The 21,607-nt window shown below is 51.3% G+C and carries 16 protein-coding genes; 7 read left to right on the top strand and 9 right to left on the bottom strand.

What is annotated here, in order from left to right:
* The first annotated feature begins 148 nt into the window (after window positions 1-148).
* Window positions 149-466, top strand: a complete 318-nt coding sequence (locus JL719_RS10150) for a hypothetical protein (protein WP_033156540.1) — start codon at window positions 149-151, stop codon at window positions 464-466.
* A gap of 742 nt (window positions 467-1,208) precedes the next feature.
* The gene (locus JL719_RS10155) at window positions 1,209-2,318 is read left to right on the top strand and encodes a hypothetical protein (RefSeq protein ID WP_033156539.1); all 1,110 of its coding nucleotides are present in this window, start codon (window positions 1,209-1,211) and stop codon (window positions 2,316-2,318) included.
* A gap of 118 nt (window positions 2,319-2,436) precedes the next feature.
* On the opposite strand, the gene JL719_RS10160 is transcribed toward JL719_RS10155, so the two are convergent.
* From JL719_RS10160 to JL719_RS10175, 4 genes are all read right to left on the bottom strand, one after another.
* On the bottom strand, window positions 2,437-3,408 hold the full coding sequence (locus JL719_RS10160; protein WP_033156538.1) for a 2-hydroxyacid dehydrogenase: 972 nt from the start codon (window positions 3,406-3,408) through the stop codon (window positions 2,437-2,439).
* A gap of 57 nt (window positions 3,409-3,465) precedes the next feature.
* Window positions 3,466-4,314 (bottom strand): hypothetical protein, encoded by an 849-nt coding sequence (locus JL719_RS10165; protein ID WP_033156537.1) that lies wholly within the window; start codon window positions 4,312-4,314, stop codon window positions 3,466-3,468.
* Between the two features lie 138 nt (window positions 4,315-4,452).
* Entirely contained in the window at window positions 4,453-4,989 is a 537-nt protein-coding gene (locus tag JL719_RS10170; protein ID WP_033156536.1) for a hypothetical protein, read from the bottom strand.
* Between the two features lie 339 nt (window positions 4,990-5,328).
* On the bottom strand, window positions 5,329-6,495 hold the full coding sequence (locus JL719_RS10175; RefSeq protein WP_033156535.1) for an aminotransferase class V-fold PLP-dependent enzyme: 1,167 nt from the start codon (window positions 6,493-6,495) through the stop codon (window positions 5,329-5,331).
* A gap of 207 nt (window positions 6,496-6,702) precedes the next feature.
* Between JL719_RS10175 and JL719_RS10180 the strand changes: the two genes are divergently transcribed.
* The 4 genes from JL719_RS10180 to JL719_RS10195 all read left to right on the top strand — a co-directional run bounded on the left by JL719_RS10180 (window position 6,703) and on the right by JL719_RS10195 (window position 14,167).
* Complete coding sequence (locus JL719_RS10180) at window positions 6,703-7,656, top strand: HpcH/HpaI aldolase/citrate lyase family protein (RefSeq protein WP_033156534.1); 954 nt, start codon at window positions 6,703-6,705, stop codon at window positions 7,654-7,656.
* A 91-nt stretch (window positions 7,657-7,747) separates the two neighbouring features.
* Window positions 7,748-8,929 carry a malate--CoA ligase subunit beta gene (locus JL719_RS10185; RefSeq protein ID WP_033156533.1) on the top strand — a complete coding sequence of 394 codons (1,182 nt, stop codon included), beginning with the start codon at window positions 7,748-7,750 and terminating at the stop codon, window positions 8,927-8,929.
* A 9-nt stretch (window positions 8,930-8,938) separates the two neighbouring features.
* Window positions 8,939-9,826 (top strand): succinate--CoA ligase subunit alpha, encoded by an 888-nt coding sequence (sucD, locus tag JL719_RS10190; protein ID WP_033156532.1) that lies wholly within the window; start codon window positions 8,939-8,941, stop codon window positions 9,824-9,826.
* A gap of 120 nt (window positions 9,827-9,946) precedes the next feature.
* Window positions 9,947-14,167, top strand: a complete 4,221-nt coding sequence (locus tag JL719_RS10195; RefSeq protein ID WP_033156531.1) for a DEAD/DEAH box helicase — start codon at window positions 9,947-9,949, stop codon at window positions 14,165-14,167.
* A gap of 139 nt (window positions 14,168-14,306) precedes the next feature.
* Here the strand turns inward: JL719_RS10195 and JL719_RS10200 are convergent, their stop codons facing one another.
* Both JL719_RS10200 and JL719_RS10205 read right to left on the bottom strand, forming a co-directional pair.
* Window positions 14,307-14,636, bottom strand: a complete 330-nt coding sequence (locus tag JL719_RS10200; RefSeq protein WP_033156530.1) for a hypothetical protein — start codon at window positions 14,634-14,636, stop codon at window positions 14,307-14,309.
* A 174-nt stretch (window positions 14,637-14,810) separates the two neighbouring features.
* Window positions 14,811-16,091: an NAD(P)/FAD-dependent oxidoreductase gene (locus tag JL719_RS10205; protein ID WP_051669944.1), complete on the bottom strand. Its 1,281-nt coding sequence runs from the start codon at window positions 16,089-16,091 to the stop codon at window positions 14,811-14,813.
* Window positions 16,092-16,243: 152 nt separating this feature from the next.
* Here JL719_RS10205 and JL719_RS10210 point away from each other — a divergent pair, with 152 nt between their 5' ends.
* On the top strand, window positions 16,244-17,443 hold the full coding sequence (locus tag JL719_RS10210; RefSeq protein ID WP_033156529.1) for a cation:proton antiporter: 1,200 nt from the start codon (window positions 16,244-16,246) through the stop codon (window positions 17,441-17,443).
* Window positions 17,444-17,456: 13 nt separating this feature from the next.
* On the opposite strand, the gene JL719_RS10215 is transcribed toward JL719_RS10210, so the two are convergent.
* The 3 genes from JL719_RS10215 to JL719_RS10225 all read right to left on the bottom strand — a co-directional run bounded on the left by JL719_RS10215 (window position 17,457) and on the right by JL719_RS10225 (window position 21,544).
* Window positions 17,457-19,010: a phytoene desaturase family protein gene (locus JL719_RS10215; protein WP_033156528.1), complete on the bottom strand. Its 1,554-nt coding sequence runs from the start codon at window positions 19,008-19,010 to the stop codon at window positions 17,457-17,459.
* Window positions 19,011-19,276: 266 nt separating this feature from the next.
* Complete coding sequence (locus JL719_RS10220) at window positions 19,277-19,810, bottom strand: REP-associated tyrosine transposase (protein ID WP_033156527.1); 534 nt, start codon at window positions 19,808-19,810, stop codon at window positions 19,277-19,279.
* Between the two features lie 108 nt (window positions 19,811-19,918).
* Window positions 19,919-21,544 carry a P-loop ATPase, Sll1717 family gene (locus tag JL719_RS10225; RefSeq protein WP_033156526.1) on the bottom strand — a complete coding sequence of 542 codons (1,626 nt, stop codon included), beginning with the start codon at window positions 21,542-21,544 and terminating at the stop codon, window positions 19,919-19,921.
* Window positions 21,545-21,607 lie beyond the last annotated feature (63 nt).

Consider the following 21,607-nt stretch of genomic DNA (forward strand, 5'->3'; position numbering starts at 1 on the left):
ATTTCGTCGCATGACGCCGGTATTCCCGAGATGTGGGGCAATCCCTAGGCCTCGCAACACTTTACCAAGGTATTAGTGAAAAACAGTAAACCGATGCTGTCGATGCCAATACCCTGATGAAATATGTGGAGCGCATGGGTTTTGTCGCTTGGGCACGACCATCAATCAACGCCTGACTTTACGTGGGTTTGTTGGTCGCATTGATGCTCTGCCCGGTCAGAAAAAACATCTGCACGCGCTGAGTGCGACGCAAAAAAAACCGAAGGCGTTGCTGCGCGATGCCAAGCTGGCGATTAGTAAATTGGAAAAACGCATTACTGCGTTGGCTGCGGAAGTGATGATTGGGGGCAAGGCTCACTCGGAGCTATCGCGTATTTTGAATTTGTTACCAGCAACAGGCATTAACCAAACCAGCGCCATTGCTTTGATGGGCGAGCTGTTGTTACTACCGGCCAACCTGTCCTAGCGCGAGTGGGTCAGTTTGCCGGGCTAGATCCCAAGGCCTTTGAACCGGGCAAAAGTATGCACAAGAAAATGCCGCCATCCAAAGTGGGTAACAGGCATATTGGTTAGGCATGCATATGCCGGCTCTGAGCGCCAAACAAGATGATCCCTAGGTCAAGCTTATTTCCAGCACTTGGTCGACAATGGCAGGAAGCCGTTACAAGTCGCCTGCGCTATCATGCGTAAACTACTGCATGCGATTTCACGGCATTTTAAAACACGATCAGCCATTCAATAACACACGGTTTTTACGCCACTCCGATACCGATCATCAGTGAGTAAAAAGCGATGGAATTTTGTTGACTTGGAATTGAGTATTTACACACCTAGTAACCCTTTCTATCTCTAAGGCATTTGCCGCACTTTGGGGCATTACCCGCACCTAAAGTTGATGATGTTGTCTTGCATTTGGATGGCAACGCTCTCTAAGTATGTTTGAAGGAAGCAAGTTTGCACAGCCAAGAACTTATAACGGAATAGGCCTGAATATTGCTTTAACTTAGTGGCAAACTTCTGCTGACCAGTTGTATCTGCGTCTTATTCATTTATCAAGTTTGTAGCAAAGAAAAAAGTTTCGTTGCGAAATCCAACAATACCTAAATTTCACAAGCCTTTAAACTGCCACTGTAAGTGGATGCACATTTAGTCATAACTATGCATCCCCCATCAAGAGCTGAGCTTAATCAATAAATAAGGAAAATTTAATGAAAAAATCAAAACATTTAAATGACAATATAAAATCAATGTTAATAATTGCGAATTTAATATTGTCCGGCAGCCAAGCTCTTGCATCACCGTATACTATTGAAGCCAATCAAACCATAACTGGTTTATCAAGCCCAGGCTTTGATAATATAATAAATCGTGGACTAGTAATTGGTGAAACTGATGATTACTTACCTTTATTACTAGAAAACTATGGAAGTATTTATTTGCCGTCAAAAATAACTTGTCCTGGGCAAAAATTGGTCAACTATGCCAAGGGATATATTGCTATCGGCGGATATTTTGATTGTTACAAACAGGGAGCCCAAGCGCTGATCGAAAACTCCGGTACCATTGCTGTAACTAACGCTGTTGGTGAAAATATCGCCTTAGATCCACGAACAATTGGTGGACAACTTCGCCCAGCAAAGGACTATATGCCTTGGACATATATATTCTGGGGCAAAATTGATAACAAGGTTACCGGCAAATTCATAATAGACCGCAATAATGGAGTAAATCTATGCCAATCGCAGGGTTCTGAGGCGCCTGAGATAGAAAATCGTGGATATTTTGAGATTGCTCAGGGTAGCACATGCAATTTCATATCTACCAAATCTGGCAGTTACAAGCAATTTGAAGGCGAAACTAAGGTAAACGGTACTTTCGGATCACGTTTACTTGACTTCCAGGGAGGAATTCTGACCGGAACAGGTACGATATTGAAGTTTCCTGAACAATTATGGAACGCCAGTTTTAGTATATCGCCCGGCAATTCCACATCACCTTTCGGTGAATTGACGCTAACCCCTGAAATGGGTTATTCAGTATTCGGTGACGGTACACTGAACTTTGTAATTGGTGGCTTGAACAATAACAGCAAGCTGCACGTTAACGGCGAGGCTTATATTGTTGGTAGCGCCAAAATCGCCATCAGCCTGAAAAATGGCTTTATGCCTAATATAGGCAACAGTTTCACCATAATCACCGCTAACGACATTCGCACGGATGATTTTAACCAAGCCAACCTGATTTTGCCTCAACTACCAACAGGTCGACAATGGCGTTTTGATAATGACGGCACCAGCCTAAAATTGAGTGTGATTTGATGCTTTCATATACTCGCGAGGGAAACCTACCTCTGAGCACCGCTTTTAGCCGTTCACAACAGCCCCCACGGGCGCTTTCCCGGAGGATACTTTACTTTCGAGAATAAATAATTTGATTCTAAGCTATACGATCCGGTATGTCTTTGCCGGAGAAATAAGCCTTAAGATTTTCCAGCACCTTTTCCCCCATCGCGGTGCGCGTTGCAATCGTGGCGCTGCCCAAGTGGGGGAGCAGTGTGGCGTTTTCCAGCGCCAAAAAGCCCTGATCTATGTTGGGTTCGCCTTCGTAAACATCCAGGCCGGCGCCGGCGATGCGTTTTTCTTGCAAGGCTTTGATCAAGGCCTTGCTATCTACCACATCGCCGCGCGCGGTATTGATCAAATGCGCAGTGGGTTTCATTAAATTCAAGGTTTTTTCATTGATTAAATGCCGAGTCTCGTTGCCGCCCGGACAATGCAGCGACACGTAATCGCATCGCGGTAATAGTGCTTCCAGCGTATCGCAACGCTCCGCCTTTAGTTCGTCAACGACGGCGGGGTCTGCCGGACTGGGCTTGAGATACAAAATTTTCATACCAAAGCCGTGATGGGCTTTGCGCGCCATGGCTTGGGCGATGCGGCCGAAGCCGACTAGTCCGAGCGTGGCGCCGGTCACGTCACTGCTCATCATATGCGTTGGGCACCAGCCGGCCCATGCGCCGGCGCGCACTAGTCTGTCGCCTTCGGCGCCGCGCCGTGCAGACATCAGTAACAAAGTCATCGCAATATCAGCCGTGCTTTGTGTCAACACGCCCGGGGTATTGGTGACGATTAGCCCCTGTTGTTTGGCGGCGGCAATATCGATATGGTTATAACCCACGCCAAAATTACCCAGGATTTTGCAGCGCTTGTTCGCGACATTCAGCACCTCGGCCGGCAGGGAATCGCAAACACTGGGGCACACCGCATCGTAATTTTGTAAAGCTAACCTAAATTCGTCAGCACTCAAGGGGTGGTCGTCGAGATTCAGTGTGACGTCGTAAAGCGCTTGCAATTTGGCTTCAACACTTGCCGGCCACCGGCGGCTAAGCAGGACTTTGGGTTTGTTCATGGGATTTCCTATCGTAAAACTTCAGGTACTTTCAGGTTAGAATCGGTGGTGAGGTGGTTAAGGATCGACGGCCGGGTTGGAGGTCATTATGCCGCCATTACCGTGATCACGGTCGTAGGCTTTTAAGCGTGCTGCCCGCAGGCTATTGATGCTGGCTATGTTTTCATCGTGTTGCTTTAGGGATCTTTGCCGCTGCAGGGCCAAATGTTGGTCTTTTTGCTCTTGCAAGGCCATCGCCATCGCCGGTTTTTGGTATTGCAGTTCGGCTTGGCGTTCGGCGATGTTTTGTTCTTGTGCACGCGCGTCCGTGTTCAGACGTTTCTCCATTAAATCCAGGCCGCTAGCTTGGTTTTGCAGCTGTTGCTCGGTCAGTATTCTGGCGTCATCCAGCTGCTGTTGCCTGAGCCTTAATTCCATTTCCGCGCGTTTGGCTGCCTGTTCGTCTTGGTATTGAGCGCTAATCTGTTGATTTTCGCGTAACGCTTGCTCCCGCTGGTTTTTTAGCAATTCGGCAGCCTCAATAGCTTTGTCATTTTGGATGCGCTCTAGTTCGGCTTGTTGTTTGGTTTGCTGATGATCGTGATAAAGCCAAGAGCCAATTGGAAATAGCAGCAGTGCGGCAATCGCTACTCGTTGCAACCATGGTGATACGGGATGGCGGTTGATAGTGGCGGGTGGCGATAGATCCTGCGGCAAGCGGCTGGCTGCCAATTTACGATCATAGGCGATGCGCCGATTGGCGTCGGACAGGATTACAAATGCTTCTCGGGTTCGGTTCAGTGTATCGATGCCGGCGTCGTCTTCGCGTTTTAGCAAATGGCGTTCAATATCCTTGAATGCGCGATGGATTTGTTCGTCGTCGGCGGACTCGGGTATGTTTAACAGTTGATATAGAGTTTTTGCCATATTCGCATCTCCCAACGCTTTGTCGTCTGATGATCGGTAGATAGCGGACTAGCCCCAGACAATGCCGGTGCTGAACAAAGCACCGGCAGATGGGACTATAAAGAATTGAAATTAACAGTGCAAACGTCCGCTAAAAATTTAATCGGTGACGATTGCCAGCTTTTCTTGGTTCCTACGCAGCAACGCTAAAGAACCCAGCATGCAGCCCAATACGAACCAAGTTAGCGTGGCGAGGGGCATAGATGACAAGGATTTTTCACTAAGCACCGCAACGTCTGGCTGGCCGGGTTGGGCATCTGCGGTTTTCTCCATTAGAAACTGGTAACCAATGTCGGGGATAAATGACCAGGCTCCGCTACTGATGGCGGGATAGTTCATCACGGACCAGTTCACTGCGCCAATTTCGCGCGCTTCTATGGTATTTCCGCGATTTAATCCTGAGGTGTAAATGGCTTCCATAACGCAAGTGTTGATCTGGTCGATGCTATGGTTGCCGGTTAAGCTGCTGGGTAGCCAGCATAGGCCGGGTGCTAAAAAGTCGGAATTTGGCGCCAAGCTATTTTGAGTGGCGTTTTTTAGCAATTCTTGATGGTGAACTTCAGTGGGCTCGTGTTCATGAATTTCCGCATGAGCAGGAGCGATCAGTGCTGCTAACAACAATAGGCGGTGTCTCATGATTTTCTCCTTTGGTTTTGGAGTCAGAAGATAACTCAAAAAAATATCAAGCAATAGCAATGCCCTTATTTAAAAAGTCTTTTATTTTAAATAATTACTGATGTTTTCATTGTTTTTGATGTGAAAAATCAGGTGTTTTTGGTGTGGAATGGTGCAAAAGATGGTTAGTTTTGGTGCTTAAAGCACAAAACACAGCTGCTTGTCTCGTGTTCTAAAGTACAGGGAAGTGCTATATCCGCCTGTTTTGGGCTGTGATGGGGGGCTAGGGCGGAGGGAATAACAAGCTGATCGAATGACGGGTGGCTGGTTAAGCAGGCCACCCGCCAAATCTAGGGAATGTTATTTAGCCGTTGAGCGGTAATACTCGATGGCTGCAGCTACGCCGCTGCCGGCTTTGATGTCAAAGCCATGGTCCAGCATAGCCATTTCCACGCCGGCAATCGCACCCAACAAGGAAACATCGTTCATATCGCCAACGTGGCCGATGCGGAACACTTTACCGGCTACTTCGCTAAGGCCTGCGCCCAATGAAATGTTGTATTTGTTGTACGCGGTGCTGATGACGTGGCGGGCATCTTTATCGGCCGGTACCACGATGGCAGTGACGGTGTCGGAGTCCCAACCTGCTTGCGCGCAAGTTTGCAAGCCCCAGGCCGCGACTGCACGGCGCACGCCTTCACCCAAGCGGTGATGACGGGCGTAGACGTTTTCCATACCTTCTTCCAGCAACAATTCCAGCGCTTTACGCAGGCCGTACAACATTGGTGTGGATGGCGTGTAAGGGGTGTAGCCGTCTTTATTGGAGGCTGCCATGTCTTTCAATGAGAAGAAAGACCGCGGGAAGTTGCTGTTGTCAATCGCGGCCAGGGCTTTTTGGCTGAAGCCCAGAATTGCCAGGCCGGCAGGTAACATAAAGCCTTTTTGCGAGCCGGCGATGCTGGCGTCCACGCCCCATTCGTCTTGACGGAAATCCAGGCTGCCTATCGAGCTGACACCGTCGACGAACAGCAACGCAGGATGGCTTGCCGTATCCAGCGCTTTGCGCACGCCAGGGATGTCGCTGGTGACGCCGGTAGAAGTTTCGTTATGTGTCGCCAGAATCGCTTTGATTTCGTGGTTTTTATCTTCGTTAAGACGCGCCTGCAAATGATCCAAAGGAATGCCTTTGCCCCATTCAACCTGATGAATTTCCACGTCAAAGCCCAGTTTTTTTGAAGCTTCCGCCCACAAATGACCGAACTGACCAAAGCGGTAAATCAATACCTTATCGCCTTGGTTCAGGCAGTTGGTCATCGCCACTTCCCAGCCGGCGGTGCCGGTGGCGGGGAATACGAAGCATTGGCCGGTTTCGGTGCGGAACACTTTTTTCAGGTCTTCCAAAATCGGCGCCAGCAATTTAGGGAAGATAGGCGAACGGTGATCTTCCATCGGCACATGCATCGCGCTCAGAATTTCATGTGGGGTATTGGTTGGCCCTGGAACAAATAGGTGATTGCGACCTGCCATCTGGTGTCTCCTTGGAATTTTGGAAGCTTAGAAAATCGCGGGATGTTGCCACAGAAGCCGTGATTCGGCAAGTCGTTTACTGGCGCAAACCTGCACCGAAGCTGACAAGCGCAATTGACATTGCAGGCCCTGAAAGTAAAATGTCACGTTCTTCAACCCATACATGGCGCGGTTTTTTAGCCGGCCAACCAACCGTAGGAAACATACATGAGTCACACTCTTTACGAAGCTAATGCCCAGCGCGTGCAACGTTGCGAATTGGCGGTACCGGGTTCCAGTCCGGAAATGTTTGAAAAAGCCTTAAAAAGTGGTGTGGACTTTGTGTTTCTCGATCTGGAAGACGCCGTTGCGCCTGACGATAAACTGCAAGCGCGGAAAAACGTCATCCAGGCCATCAACGATTTGGATTGGAAAGGTAACGGCATCACGCTGTCCGTACGTATCAACGGTCTGGATACGCAATATATGGTGCGCGACCTGGTTGACTTGGTCGAACAAGCCGGCGCTAAAATCGATACGCTGTTGATTCCCAAAGTCGGCGTCTACGGCGATGTCTATATGGTCGACGCGATGCTGTCGCAGCTGGAAATGCAGGAAGGCCTGAAAAACAAAATCGGCATCGAGTGCCTGATCGAAACGGCACTGGGCATGGCCAACGTCGAAGATATTGCCAAACAAGGTGCGCTTAGCGGTCGGGTGGAAGCCCTGCATTTTGGCGTCGCCGATTACGCGGCCAGCAACCGTGCCCGTACCGTCAATATCGGCGGTTTGAATCCCGATTACCCAGGCGACCAATGGCACGCAGCGATCAGCCGAATGACGGTAGCCTGCCGCGCCTACGGCCTGCGGCCTATCGACGGCCCATTCGGCGACATCAAAGACCCCGAGGGCTACAAAGCCGGTGCCCGCCGCGCGGCTGCTTTGGGTTGCGAGGGCAAGTGGGCCATTCATCCTTCACAAATCGCTTTGGCCAACGAAGTATTCACGCCGCCCGCTGCGGAAGTGGAAAAAGCCAAGCGCATCCTGGCGGCTTTGCAAGAAGCGGCCGCGCAAGGCAAAGGCGCTGCGGCCCTGGACGGTCGTTTGATCGATGCTGCTTCCGAACGGATGGCCAATAACATCGTCCGTGCCGCCGACGCGATTGCCGCCAAAACCAAATAGTCAAACCTAGGCTGGGTGGAACCCGGCTTGAAAGCGTTGCTGGGTGTATCCACCCAGCCTACGAGATTCCTATCATATCAAGAGAGATACCATGGACATTCATGAGTACCAAGCAAAACAGCTATTGGCCGATTACGGCGTGAAAATAGCGGACGGCGGTCTGGCCTATAGCCCGGAAGATGCGGTGCAACGTGCCCGCGACATCGGCGGTCACGTATGGGTGGTTAAAGCCCAGATTCATTCCGGCGCCCGTGGCAAGGCCGGCGGCATCAAAGTTTGCAAAACCCACGACGAAGTCAGCGATGCCGCCGAATCCTTGTTGGGTAAAAAACTGGTGACCCATCAAACCGGTCCGGCCGGCAAACAATGCTTGCGTCTCTATGTCGAAGCCGGCACCGATATTGCCAAGGAACTATATTTCAGCCTGCTGATTGATCGCGCCCAGGAACGGATCGTCATGGTTGGCTCCGCGCAAGGCGGCATGGAGATCGAGGAACTGGCGGAAAACAATCCGGATGCGATCAAAAAAATCTACATCGAGCCAGCCGTTGGTTTGCAGGATTTCCAGGCGCGGGAAATGGCCTTTGCGCTGGGCTTGAACGCCGATCTGATTCCGCAAGCAGTGAAATTGATTCAAGGCTGCTACCGTGCCATGCGCGAACTGGACGCCAATATGGTGGAAATCAATCCTTTGGTCATTACCGGCCACGACGAATTGATCGCCCTAGATGCCAAAATGGGCTTCGACGACAACGCCTTGTTCCGTCGGCAAAAAATCTCCGAATTGCGCGACAAAACGCAAGAAGACCCACGGGAAATGGCTGCGGCTGATAGAGGTTTGAGCTACGTCGGTCTGGACGGCGACATCGGCTGCATGATCAACGGTGCCGGCTTGGCGATGGCGACGATGGACATGATCAAACTGGCGGGCGGCGAGCCGGCGAATTTCCTGGACGTCGGCGGTGGCGCCTCGGCCGAACGCACCGAAAAAGCCTTTCGTATGGTGTTGCAGGATAAAAACGTCAAAGCCATGCTGGTCAACATTTTTGCCGGTATCAACCGTTGCGACTGGATTGCCGAAGGCGTGGTGCATGCGGTGAAAAAAATCGACATGCAGGTGCCGCTGGTGGTCCGTCTGTCCGGTACCAACGTCGAGGAAGGCCGCAGAATCATCGAAGAAAGCGGTTTGCCGATCATCACGGCAAATACCTTGGCGGAAGCCGCCGAGAAAGCGGTCGAAGCCCGTAACAAAGTTGTAGCCGCGCAAGCTTAAGGAACAAACATGGCAATTTTTATCGATCAAAACACTCGCATCATCGTTCAAGGCTTTACCGGTAAGATTGGTACTTTTCATGCCCAGGAGATGATCGATTACGGCTCCAACGTGGTCGGCGGCGTCACGCCGGGTAAGGGTGGGCAAAAACATCTGGACCGCCCGGTGTTCAATACCGTCAAGGACGCTGTCGAACAAGCCGGCGCCGAAGCCAGCATCGTGTTCGTGCCGCCGGCTTATGCCGCGGACTCGATCATGGAAGCCGCCGAAGCCGGCATCAAATACTGTGTATCTATCACTGATGGCATTCCGACTCAGGACATGATGAAGGTCAAAATCTTCCTGAGCAAATTTCCCAAGGAAAAACGCATGGTGCTGACCGGCCCTAACTGTGCCGGCACCATCAGTCCGGGCAAAGCCATGCTGGGCATCATGCCGGGGCATATTTATATACCTGGTAACGTCGGCATCGTCGGTCGTTCCGGTACCCTGGGTTACGAAGCGGCCGATCAAATGAAAGCGCTAGGCATCGGCGTGTCGACTTCAGTCGGTATCGGTGGCGACCCGATCAACGGTAGCTCGCACCGCGATATTCTGGAAAAATTCGAGCAAGATCCGGAAACCAAAGTCGTGGTGATGATCGGCGAAATCGGCGGACCGCAAGAAGTGGAAGCCGGTATGTTTGCCAAAGAACATATGACAAAGCCCGTTGTGGCCTACATCGCCGGTTTAACCGCTCCGAAAGGCCGCCGTATGGGCCACGCTGGAGCGATTATCTCCTCGGTTGGCGAGTCGGCGGCGGAGAAAGTTGAGATGCTCAAAGAGTTGGGAGTGATTATTGCCCCAACTCCTGCGGCGATGGGTGAGACAGTGGCTAAGGTATTGGCAAAGCTGTAAGTTACCCACCGCTAAAATAAAGCCCGCTTCGGCGGGCTTTTTTGTTTGTGTTGACTTGAGGTTCTTTAGCTTGCCCTGCCAAGCTGGTAACATCCCCTCTTTTGCCGTTTTGCCGGAATCATGCAATCTTCTCGTTTAGTCGAACGCCTTAAAACTTTTCGAACATTAACCCCAGAGCAACAGGTTATTATGAAGTTGCTGGCGGTTTATTACGGCTATAGTTCGCTGATCAATTTGGCGAAATGCCTGGGCAGTTTGGGTATCAGGGAGGGTGAGAAAACACTTAAGTCGGAAGCTGTCAAAGCCCGGCTAAAGCCGCTGATCAAAGCCGGTTTGCTGGAAGAAAACCTCAAATCCGGCGGCACCCGGTGCTGCCGAACCCTAGCGGAAGTGTTGACCCGCCAAGCGGTCGAAGACAAAGAGTTTGATTTGTTTGCCGGCGCCGTACAAATGAACAATCCGCCCGGCCATGGCTACTATCGTTACAGCACCGTGGACGACTGCATTCGCGAAGCGCGGATCCAATTTTATCGCGGCGATTACGCCAAAGTAGACGAGTGCCTGGAATCCGGTGCCCACTACCTCGGTAAACTGCCGCCGGTTAACGAACTGTATCTTTCCTGGTTTTTAAACCCGCTGGATGTCGCGTGGTTTACTACGCATCATCCGCAATTATTGCTGGGGCTGGCCGGGTTTTCGGGCTTACATCAACTGCTGTATCTGTATGCCGACGAAAAATTGGATGGCTTTTTAGAGCAGTTATTGTTCGTTAGCCAGGGTGTGCAGCAGGAATTGTTGAACCGCGTCGCTTTGGAGTTACGCTTGCTGCGGGGTGACTGGGATGCAGTCGAGCAACGGGTCGCAGATCAAAATGATCCTGAGCTGCAAGCGCTCGCGGCGACATTGATTTTTCTGCGCGGCGATTACGCGGCAGCGGTCAGCCGTTTCGAGGGCGCTTTGGCACAGCTACGCAAGGTTTCCGGACAACGCACTGCCTATTTTTACGGCTTGGCAGGCGTGTTTTACCCGCTGGCTATCCTGAAAAACAATGACGCCAAACAACGCGCCAAACTCAGCACACTGATCAATCAAGCGATCAAAGCCGACAATTATTGGTTGGGCATTTATCATCAGTTGGCCTTGTTTCAGCGTTTTTTACAAGGCGATTTGTCATTGCGGGAGCAACTGTTAAACACCGATTTGACCTATAAAATCAGTAGCGGCTATCGGGAAAGCGGCTACCCGGACACCTTGCTCACTCCGCCATTACTGCTGCATGTGTTTTTAACCCTGATCAAATTTTGGGTTAAAGCCGATCAATTCAATCATGTCACGCCACTGAGTCAAAAGCTGTACCGGCATCTGGTGGACAACGGTTATCGTTGGCCGGCCGCCGAATTAGCCAAGATCTTTACCCATATAGAGCCGCCGCGTTCCCTGCAATGGGATTGCAGCTTTTTCGATGCCAGGCCGGCGTTGGCGGATTTATTTGCCAGCCGCCCGGATTGGGACTTGGCACTGGATGCCTTATTAAATTTGCCCAAGGCCGAAAAAAAAGCCGATACCGCCGCGCTTATCGACAAGCCAACGCGCTTGGTCTGGTTGTTGAGTTACGATGACATTAGCCATCATCTGGACATCGAGCCGCGCGAACAAAAACAACAAGCCAAAGGCGGCTGGAGTAAGGGCAGGGCGATTGCCTTGAAACGGTTGGCGCACGAAACCAACAAGTTTGACTATTTAACCGAACAGGACATTAAGCTGTGCGCGCATATCAAGGAATACCGCGATAGCGGCTGGTACGGCAGCGGCACTTATTTTGAGTTCGACAATAGCATGCCGCAGGCCTTGCTGGGACACCCGCTGTTGTTTTGGGCCGATGCGCCCGAAGTACGGGTGGATGTGGTCAAGGGCGAAGCCGAACTGCGGGTGAAAAAACTGGCTGGTAGCGACAAGATCAAAATCAGCCTGGAACCCGTGCCCGGACACGAACAAAAATTCTATGTCGCCAAGGAAACACCCACGCGCTTGCGCGTGCTGGAGTTCACCGCCGACCATCATAAAATCCTCGCGGTATTGGGCGCCAAGGGCCTGGAGGTGCCGGTATCGGCGCAAGACCGAGTCTTGCAAACTCTGACCAGTATTTCCGGCTTGTTGACCGTACATTCGGATATAGGCGGCAGTTCCAGTAGCGCCGAGCAAGTCCAGGCCGACGCCACCCCGCGCGTGCATTTATTACCCTGGGGCGAAGGTCTGCGCGTGGCGATGCTGATCCGGCCGTTCGCCAGCGGCGGCGCCTATTATCAACCTGGGCATGGCGGCGAAAGCGTGTTAGCCGAAATCGACGGCAGCCATTGCCAGACCAAACGCGATCTGGCTTTGGAAAAACAGCGCGCGCAAGCCGTTTTGCAGGCTTGCGATGTGTTGGAGCAGGCGGAACGCGATGGTGCCGGTGATTATTTGTTGGATCAACCTGAACAATGTCTGGAGCTGCTGTTGCAATTACAGGCGTTGCCGGCCGAACAAGCCGTATTGGAATGGCCGGAAGGCGTCAGATTTCGGTTGTTGGGGCAAACCAACGGCAGCGGCTTTAGCATGCAAATCAAGCGCGACAACGATTGGTTTGCCCTGCAGGGCGAGTTGCAGGTCAATGAAGATACCGTCATCGAAATTCAGCAATTGCTGGGTTTATTGAACAATCGCGAAGGCCGCTTCTTGAAATTGCAGGACGGTCAATTCATTGCTTTGACCGAAGAGTTTCGCCGCCGCCTCGACGATTTACGCGCCTACGCGGATCTGCACGGCAAGAAAGTCCGGATCAATCCGTTGGCTGCCCTGACGCTGGAAGACTGGCAGGACGAGGCTGGCTTCAAAGCCGATAAACATTGGCAAGCGCACATGCAGCGTCTGAAGGATTCGCGAGACTATCAGCCTAAAGTACCGTCTACTTTTCAAGCCGAATTGCGCGACTATCAAATGGACGGTTATCGCTGGTTGGCGCGCCTGGCTCGCTGGGGTGTCGGCGCGTGTCTGGCGGATGATATGGGCTTGGGCAAGACGGTGCAAGGCTTGGCCCTGCTGGTTGACCGTGCCCCGAACGGCCCCAGCCTGATCGTCGCACCGACTTCGGTGTGCATGAATTGGGAAAACGAAGCCAGCCGTTTTGCGCCGACTCTGCATCCGCAAATTCTCGGTAGCGGTGATCGCCAGCGCTTGCTGGATAACCTGGGGCCTTACGATTTACTGATTTGCAGTTACGGCTTGTTGCAACAGGAACAAGTCGCCGAAATGTTGGCGAAAATCCAGTTCCAGACTGTGATTCTCGACGAGGCGCAGTGGATCAAAAACATCGCCACCCGCCGCTCGCAGGGGGCGATGAATCTGCAAGCCGAGTTTAAACTGATCATGACCGGCACGCCTTTGGAAAATCATTTGGGCGAACTGTGGAATTTGTTCAGGTTTATCAATCCCGGTTTATTGGGTTCATTGGAACAGTTCAATCAACGCTTTGCCGGCCCTATCGAACGCGACCGCAGTGCCGAGGCCCGTTTCCAATTGAAGAAACTGATCCAGCCTTTTATTCTGCGCCGCACCAAAACCCAGGTATTGCAGGAGCTGCCACCCCGCACAGAAATCCCGATTTATGTCGAGCTGAGCAGTGAGGAAATGGCCTTCTACGAAGCCTTGCGCCGGGATAGTCTGGCGGCATTGACTAGCGCCGATGCACCGGCCGGGCAAAAACAATTACAGATTCTGGCGGCCATCAGCAAATTGCGCCGTAGTTGCTGCAATACCTTGTTGGCCAACGCCGCGGTGGCTTTGCCCAGCAGCAAGCTGGCGGCGTTCGGTGACATCGTCGACGAATTGCTGGATAACAAACACAAGGCTCTGGTGTTCAGCCAGTTTGTCGACCATTTGCAATTGATTAAAAACTACATTGAACAGCGCGGCATTCGTTATCAATATCTGGACGGCAGTACGCCGGCCAAAGAGCGCCAGCAACGGGTAGACGCCTTTCAGCGCGGCGACGGCGAATTGTTCCTGATCAGCTTGAAGGCCGGCGGCGTGGGTTTAAATTTAACCGCCGCCGACTATGTGATTCATATGGACCCTTGGTGGAATCCGGCGGTGGAAGACCAAGCCTCAGACCGCGCGCACCGCATGGGCCAACAGCGGCCGGTGACGATCTATAGGATGATTGCAAAAAATACCATTGAGGAAAAAATCGTCGCGCTGCACAGCCATAAACGCGATTTGGCCGACAGCTTGTTGGATGGCGCGGATATTAGCGGCAAAGTGTCGGCTGATGAACTGCTGAATTTGATGAAAGGCGAAGCTTAAACAGGCAACGAATCCGGCTATTAGGTGTGGTTTTTACGTAGTCCATTTTAAAGCGCACCGAGATACTGGGTTCCTGGTTTTTGATTTTACGGCGCTCCCGCATTCGCGGGAACGCCGAACCGGGCTGAATTGCGCTGGCTTAATCCCGTCTTAAATTATGCTTTTTACGAGCGATATTGCGGCTGGCTTTGTTTTGTTGATGGGTCAATCGGGCTCGTTCGCCGGCAGTGACCACACCATCAGCTTTCGCTGCGGCTTCTTGGTGTTCTATGCGCATTTGTTGGTGTTCCAAACGGTTGGCTTCGCGGTCGGTCAAGGCGCCGGAAGCCTCGCCCTGCTCAATGCGTCTTTCCTGATTTTCCTGGCGCTGGTCGATGCGCGGGGTTTCGATGCCGGCGAAGCAGGGTTGCGCCAAGCCAAAAAATGCCAGCAACGCGCCCGATAGTAAAAATGTGTTGATGTTGTTCATGTGTGCCTCGGTAGTGTCGTTATTAGGTTGCCAACGTTTTAAAACCGTCGGCGAAGTCATTTTAGCCGGCAATATTAAGATCGCCTTAACGTTACGCGGCTAGCTGCACGGAGCTTAGTAAGCTTTGGATATTTGGGCGTCTTTTAATTGGCTGACTTAAAACGCCAATCAAGTTCAAGAAATCAAATAAGTAGAACTCGGTTCCTGACCGGCCTCCAGAATTTGTTTCATGCTGACCATGTCATAACCACCGGACAGCAAGACAATAAAGCGTTCGCGCAGCATGGGGCTTTGCCGGGAACGTAAGATGATATTGTTGGCGTCTTTTTGTTCCAGGATTCGGTACCAGTTGTAGATCATTTGAAAGATCCGCCCCATCGGTTCGCGGATGCGGGCTTCGTAATGACTGAAACGCGCGGCACTGAAATCGTCGCAGTTGGCAAAACCTTCCAGCGCCGCGTCGGCCGCGTAAACCCCACTGCGCATCGCCAGCGTTACCCCGGCGGAAAATACCGGATCGACAAACATCGACGCATCGCCCACCAGCATAAAGCCGTCGCCGTGAAAACGTTCGTTCATATAGCCAATGGATGAAATGGTTTTGATGTCCATGGCTTGCTCTGCGTCTGCCAGCCACTCTTGCACGCAGTCGCAGCTTTGAATGGCGGCGTCAAAGCGCTGTTGCGGCGAATCGCCCAAGTTTTTCGCAAAGCGGGTATCCAAGACCGCACCGACGCTGACGATGTCGTCGCGTAACGGAATGTACCAAATCCAGCCGCCATCAATGGTATGAATGTCGGTGGTGACCGAACCGTCTATCACGTCTCCAAAATTGATAAAACCGTGCGGGTCGCGGCGAAAGCCACCTTTGAAATGGGCAAAATGGGCGATTTTATTCAATTCCGGTAAGGGGCGTCGCCAGTTTAACTTACGGGCGATCAGGGACTCACGCCCTGAAGCGTCGATGACCACTGAAGCATGAATGGGCGCGGGGTCAGAATCATTCGGGCCGGCGCTCACGCCAATCGCTCGTTTGCCGTCGAATAATACGTCGGCCACCGCCCACTCCCGCCGCACATCAACGCCGCATTCGGCGGCATGCTCCAGCAAAATTTCATCGAAACGGGCGCGCTCCACGTGATAGGTATAGGGTCGTTCGAAATACCCCGGATATTCCGCTGTCAGCAGCAATACATCGGGTTTTTGATTGAACATGCCGAAGTTTGCGCCTTGCTTGACGGTAAAACCTTCGGCTTCGATTTTTTCCGTCACGCCCAGCCGCCGCCAAAGCTCCCAGCAAGCCGGCAACAAGGATTCGCCGATTTGAAAGCGTGGAAAGCGTGAGCGCTCGAACAACACCACGTGCTTGCCGGCTTTGGCCAAGATGATCGCCGCGCTGGTACCGGCGGGACCGCCGCCGATGACGGCGGCATCGAAACGTTCAGATTGTGACATGCTGTTTTGCCTGTGTAAGAAAAATCGGGACTAGGGGCGGTGGATTTAATTTTGTTCGAGCCACTGTACTAAGCAATGGCTTGCATCGGTTCATCGGCGGTAAATTTGCCATAATACCTGCCTTACGCGACTGACTCCAAACGATTGGCACTATGAACACGACTGAAATATTTCTGATCGCCCTGACCATTATCTACAGCTTGCCGTACCTAATTTGGCGAATCGGCCGGACCGATTACTTCGCGCCCTTGGTGGTGGTGCAAATCATCACCGGGATTTTGTTGGGGCCGGGTATCTTGGGCAGCGCATTTCCCGATTACTATGCTTTTGTTTTCAATACCCAGGTCATACAGGCACTGAACGGCATCGCCTGGTGGTCGGTGATGTTGTTTGTCTGGGTCGCCGGCATTGAGTTGGATTTGCGCCAAGCCTGGCAACACCGGCTGGAAACCAGTATTACGGCTGGCTTGGCCTTGGGTGTACCCTTGGGCTTGGGGTGTGTTGCCGCTTTGGGGATGCTGCTATTTCCGGGCTGGATGGGTGCCAAGGCCATGTCTTGGCAATTTGTGGTCGGTATCGGTATGTCGTGCGCAGTGACGGCGTTGCCGATACTGATTTTGCTGATGGAAAAATTGGCAGTGCTGCGGCAACCTATCGGTCAACGCATCTTGCGTTACGCCAGCATGGACGATATAGCGATTTGGGCGGTGCTGGCCTTGATTCTGTTGGATTGGGACCGGGTAGGCCGGCAGGGTGCGTTTTTGTTAGGTTTTGCGATCAGTGCCTACGGGATTCGCAAACTAATGGCCTGGCTGCCGGAGCTTGACCGCTGGTATGTCGGCATCATCGCTCTGGCGGCGACGGGCTTTGCCGCGGACTGGGCCGGCTTGCATTTTATGGTGGGGGCATTTTTGGCCGGTGCTATCTTGGATGGCCATTGGTTCAATCAAGCCCAGATGGACTTGTTACGCCACCATCTATTACTGACGGTGATGCCAGTGTTTTTCCTGAGCACCGGCTTGAAAACCAATTGGGCCATGGGCGGGGCGGCGGTGTTGGTGGTCGCCGGCCTATTGCTATTGGTGTCGGTGTTCGGCAAATTGCTGGGCATTCATGTCGCTGGAAAAATCCTGAAATGGCAGCGCGGCGAGGCGTCTGTAATAGGTTGGCTGCTGCAAACCAAAGCCTTGATCATGATTATCTTTGCCAACGTGTTGCTGGATAAACAAATAATAAGCAGCGAGACTTTCACTGCCTTGTTGTTGATGGCCGTGCTCAGTACCATGCTGACGGTACCGGTGGTATCGCCGAAACTGGCGCGGATGCAGGCGCTTCTTTCCCGTGCAAAATAAGTGTCTAAGGTCCTTAGTTGTCCAGCCCTAAGGTTTTCCAAAAATCCGCTTGCGTAGCGATACCCAGTACCGCCTGCGCGGCGAGTAAGGCGGACACGCTGACGCCAGCTACCCCGCCGCCTGGCCGAGTCCAATGGCCGGTGTGGAACAAGCCGGGCAGGGCGCCGACTACGCTGGGGCGATTCGGGCCGATCTGCTCCGGGGTGGGCGCAAAACCATAGGCTGCGCCTTGGCGGTTTAGGGTGTAGCGCTCCAGGGTGCGCGGGGAGCCGGACTCCACGACCAACAAATGGTCGTTCAGGCCGGGAAAATGCCGTTCGGCTTTTTCCAGCAAACGCTGCTGAAAACCGCTCTTGGCGATGCGCCAGGATTCGCCCACGTCAAACGGACACAAGGTGGTCAGCATCATGATGCTTTGTCCGGGCGGCGCCAATGAGGAGTCCGCGAAGGAGGGTAGGGTTGCCGAAAACCAGTTGCTCTGGCCGGATTGGCTGCAGGCATAACTGGCTTCGTGGTCGAACGTTTCAAAGAAAAAGCCCTCATGGGCATGATCTTGCTCAGAGATCGGCAGGTCGGTGGCGATGTAGCAGGCGAAAATCGACAAGGACGGCGAAAGCTTTGCCAAGCCCTCGCCATACCCGCTTGGCAAGTGCTCCGGGCCGATCAACAATTCGGCGGTTTGCCGGATGTCGATATTGGAAACCACCGTTTCGGCCCGGATTACCTGGCCGTTTTCCAAAACAATGCCGCAAGCTTTACCGGCTTCGACACAAATCCGCCGCACGCTAGCATTCAGCAAAACTTCGCCGCCTTGGTTTTCGATGGCGGCGGCCAGTTGATTGGCGTAATTCTGGAAACTGCCCCGGCAGTAATAGCCGCCTTCGTAGGTGTATCCGGCCATCATCGACGCCCAATAAAGGAAAGACAGTTGCGACGGCGGTAAACCCAAATAAGGCCAGAGCATCGCGCAAGCGCTTTTCAGGCGGGCATCCACCAAAAACTCGTCCAGTGCCTCCGCCAGCGTGGTGCGCCGGTAGCGGAATAAATTGCCCAGCATTTGCATCGGCGAAACCCGCGTTGCCTTACTTTGGGACAACACTTCCTCGGCCAGCATGGCTTCTTCCGCCAGGACTTTGCACAGGCGGATCAACGCCAGCAGACCTTCCTTTTCTGCCGGAAAATTTTCGGTTAAGCCGGCTACGAACGCCGCTTCGCCGGCTCGCAACGGGACTTCGAAATCCGGAAAAACCGCGCGGGCGTAAGAAGGGACAGGGATAAACAAGCTCTGTGGATCAATGCCTACCGCCCGGCAAATCTTATTCATAGTGCTGCCGTTGCCGTAGCCTTCCGGACTGCAACCACTGACCAGATGCACACCGGCATCGAAATGAAAGTGGCGGCGCTTGAAGCCATGGGCATAACCGCCCGGCCTGTCGTGCCTTTCCACCAGCAATACCGATTTGCCGGTTTTCGCCAGCAATGCGCCGGTACTCAGGCCACCAATCCCCGCGCCGATAACGACGACGTCGTAAACTTCTTTTTTCGATTCCGTGTGTATGCCGCGCATTGGCTGTCTTCTATGGAGATAAATAGCCGGCTAGCTTAGGAATAAACCAAGTGGAAAACAAGTGCTTGGCTTTACCTCAGCCGTTGCGCCATCGCGCAGAAGCTCTCGACCACTGACACTGGCTGGTCTCCAGAGAGTGCTACTCATGGCTAGAATACTGTAGTTTTGTTGCTTTAAACTGCTGAATGTAATCCGATCCTTAGGCCTCTGGTTCCCAAGCTCCAGGTTGGGAACCCAGCCATCGGAAGCTCCAGCTTCCCAAATCCTCACCAGTCTTTAACCACCTCGATCAAGCCCGCCATTCCCGCATAATTACGCGCACTGGAATAGCGCCAATGCTCAGGTAAATCCACATAACCGCGCTTGACCGGATTAAGGTGAATATAATCCAGCTTCTGCCGCATCGCTGCCTCGGATTCGATCAGCTGCGGATGGCTACCTTCCTCCCAAACCTGGTACTCGCTCTCGATCTTATGCGGCCGCTTCAACAACGCCAACAATTCCAGTACCCGCGCCTCACCGCTTTGCTGCAAATGACCAATGATTTGCTTGGCGGTATAAGCCTTAAAGCGCTGCATATCCCGGCTCAAATCCGGCGAAGCGGCGATCAGGTGCAAGTGGTTTTCCAGGATCACGTAACCGTACAACTGAAACCCGCTATCACGCTGCAAAAACCGCCAGGAATCCAGGACGATATTCACCGTCGCTGGACGGGTAAACAGAGGCAGCCAATGGTTTATCGTCACAGTCAGGAAGTGCGGACTAGGGTTTTGCAGGACTCGGTAGCGGCTGCGTGTCATGGGCTATGGTGAGTGGGGATGGAGGTTGAAGTTTGGTAAATATTAAACAGCACCAATGCGATTGATGCGGTGCACATTGTTTACCGCATCGAGCTCCTCCGACACCGGCTACAATCTTACGCCCAAAGCGCGAAAGAACATTGGGTGAATAAATACAGTTGATGTTGGACGTATTTGGCCGGCTTCAAGTCTTGTAAGATTGTTTGTGCGAGTCCAGCTCGTGGAGTCAGTTGGTCCTGTCTTTATACCTATAAGGCCTATTGCGTAAAATTCCCGCAAAATATAGTTTCGTACAGAGTCAAAATTAGCGCTTTTAGCCGAGTATAAGCTATAAAGGGATTTTGTGATTGGGTCCGTGCTTTGTTCATTTAGAGAAAAAACAATTTCTTCAAACTTTCCCGCTAAAAAATCTTGGGTGATTATACGAACTTCAAAATGGTCTTTTAATCCATAAAGAAGCCGAGATGTATGCATTAGGTCTGGCAATATTATGCTCCATTCATTTGACAACGATTGTAATCTTTCGGCTGAATAGTTATTTTCAGCTTCTTTAATTATGGTTGCAGTAATTCTTGGTTTTCCAGTACATAACTCTAAACACTCATTCACAAATACAATAATATCTCTTGGACGGAAAAATGTTCGTTCTAGCATATAATCAAAAGTATCTTTTGTATCTACATGAGCAGGGAAAACATCTTTGAATGATACGTCGCCTTTTGTGTAATGATGCTTAATTAATTTATTGATTCTATATTGTACTATTTTTTCAAGCTCTGATTTTTCCCATTTTAAGTTTAGGTAAAGTGCTTTGTATTTTTCTTCTTGAAATCCTGCTATTGTCTCTAGGTGAAGTACTTTATATAGAAGGTCGTGTCGAATTGCTAAAACTACTTTGACATTTGATAATTGTTTAAATCGATTGACAACATCAATTAAGGATCTAATCAGTTTGAACTTGATCCGGTCATCGGCCCAATCTTCGTCTAGCATGTCTATTGTTACGTAGTAAGGCCTTTTTTCATCATCAAAGATGTTATCCTCTAAAACTGTAAGCATATTCTCAAGTTCACGTATTTGTACTTTTGAAACGGCATCCAGCCCATGTTCTTTGACTTCGGCACGTTGTTCAACGGATAATTTTTTAGCTCCTTCGGCGTTAAAGGTGATATTAGAGAATTTTCCATTAACACCAGCAGTCAGGCTCTGTTCAACTCGACTAGTTAATTCATGAATCCGTTGTTCAGTGGTTAACCAAAATTTATTGCCCCAAGTTTCAAAGTAGTCAATCGCTAATTCTTTATTTCTATCTTTTTTCCTTATAATTGAACTGATTGTTCTCATAAAAGTTTTATAGGACGCTTCGTCCTTAATTTTAAATTTTGCTTTTATAAGTTCTACAACAAGTAAGTGTTTCCATAGGAGAACGTAGAATGGAGATAAATTAACACCTGCTTCTTCGAAGAACGCCAATACTTTATTGGTTGCAATGAAATTAAGTGATAAATCATGGGGTGATAATTCAACTACATTGTTATTTGAATGTGCTAAGTGATACAATAGCGCAGTTTTTCCTGCTCCAGTTCTGCCAACTATAATTCTTTTCGGGTTTTTTCTGTCAAATAGAAACTTAATGTCTCCAGTATCTACAAAACAGTCGTCAAGAAACTGAGAGTCATGTTCTGCAGCTGCTGCACCAACATTGTCGTGTTTACGAAAAACAAAGTTATCCATTCGTTTTCTTCCTAATTTAGTGTTTTTTATGCTAGGTTTTCGCTAGTTCCCAAGCTCCAGCTT

It is taken from the genome of Methylomonas sp. LW13 (genome assembly GCF_016865255.1).
Classification (GTDB): domain Bacteria; phylum Pseudomonadota; class Gammaproteobacteria; order Methylococcales; family Methylomonadaceae; genus Methylomonas.

Bases quoted from the DNA above. Each gene is read 5' to 3' on its own strand.
- JL719_RS10185 (WP_033156533.1), top strand. From the start codon at position 7,748: ATGGACATTCATGAGTACCAAGCAAAACAGCTATTGGCCGATTACGGC.
- JL719_RS10200 (WP_033156530.1), bottom strand. From the start codon at position 14,636: ATGAACAACATCAACACATTTTTACTATCGGGCGCGTTGCTGGCATTT.
- JL719_RS10225 (WP_033156526.1), bottom strand. From the start codon at position 21,544: ATGGATAACTTTGTTTTTCGTAAACACGACAATGTTGGTGCAGCAGCT.
- JL719_RS10170 (WP_033156536.1), bottom strand. From the start codon at position 4,989: ATGAGACACCGCCTATTGTTGTTAGCAGCACTGATCGCTCCTGCTCAT.
- JL719_RS10180 (WP_033156534.1), top strand. From the start codon at position 6,703: ATGAGTCACACTCTTTACGAAGCTAATGCCCAGCGCGTGCAACGTTGC.
- JL719_RS10205 (WP_051669944.1), bottom strand. From the start codon at position 16,091: ATGTCACAATCTGAACGTTTCGATGCCGCCGTCATCGGCGGCGGTCCC.
- JL719_RS10155 (WP_033156539.1), top strand. From the start codon at position 1,209: ATGAAAAAATCAAAACATTTAAATGACAATATAAAATCAATGTTAATA.
- JL719_RS10175 (WP_033156535.1), bottom strand. From the start codon at position 6,495: ATGGCAGGTCGCAATCACCTATTTGTTCCAGGGCCAACCAATACCCCA.
- JL719_RS10195 (WP_033156531.1), top strand. From the start codon at position 9,947: ATGCAATCTTCTCGTTTAGTCGAACGCCTTAAAACTTTTCGAACATTA.
- JL719_RS10160 (WP_033156538.1), bottom strand. From the start codon at position 3,408: ATGAACAAACCCAAAGTCCTGCTTAGCCGCCGGTGGCCGGCAAGTGTT.
- JL719_RS10210 (WP_033156529.1), top strand. From the start codon at position 16,244: ATGAACACGACTGAAATATTTCTGATCGCCCTGACCATTATCTACAGC.
- sucD (WP_033156532.1), top strand. From the start codon at position 8,939: ATGGCAATTTTTATCGATCAAAACACTCGCATCATCGTTCAAGGCTTT.
- JL719_RS10220 (WP_033156527.1), bottom strand. From the start codon at position 19,810: ATGACACGCAGCCGCTACCGAGTCCTGCAAAACCCTAGTCCGCACTTC.
- JL719_RS10215 (WP_033156528.1), bottom strand. From the start codon at position 19,010: ATGCGCGGCATACACACGGAATCGAAAAAAGAAGTTTACGACGTCGTC.
- JL719_RS10165 (WP_033156537.1), bottom strand. From the start codon at position 4,314: ATGGCAAAAACTCTATATCAACTGTTAAACATACCCGAGTCCGCCGAC.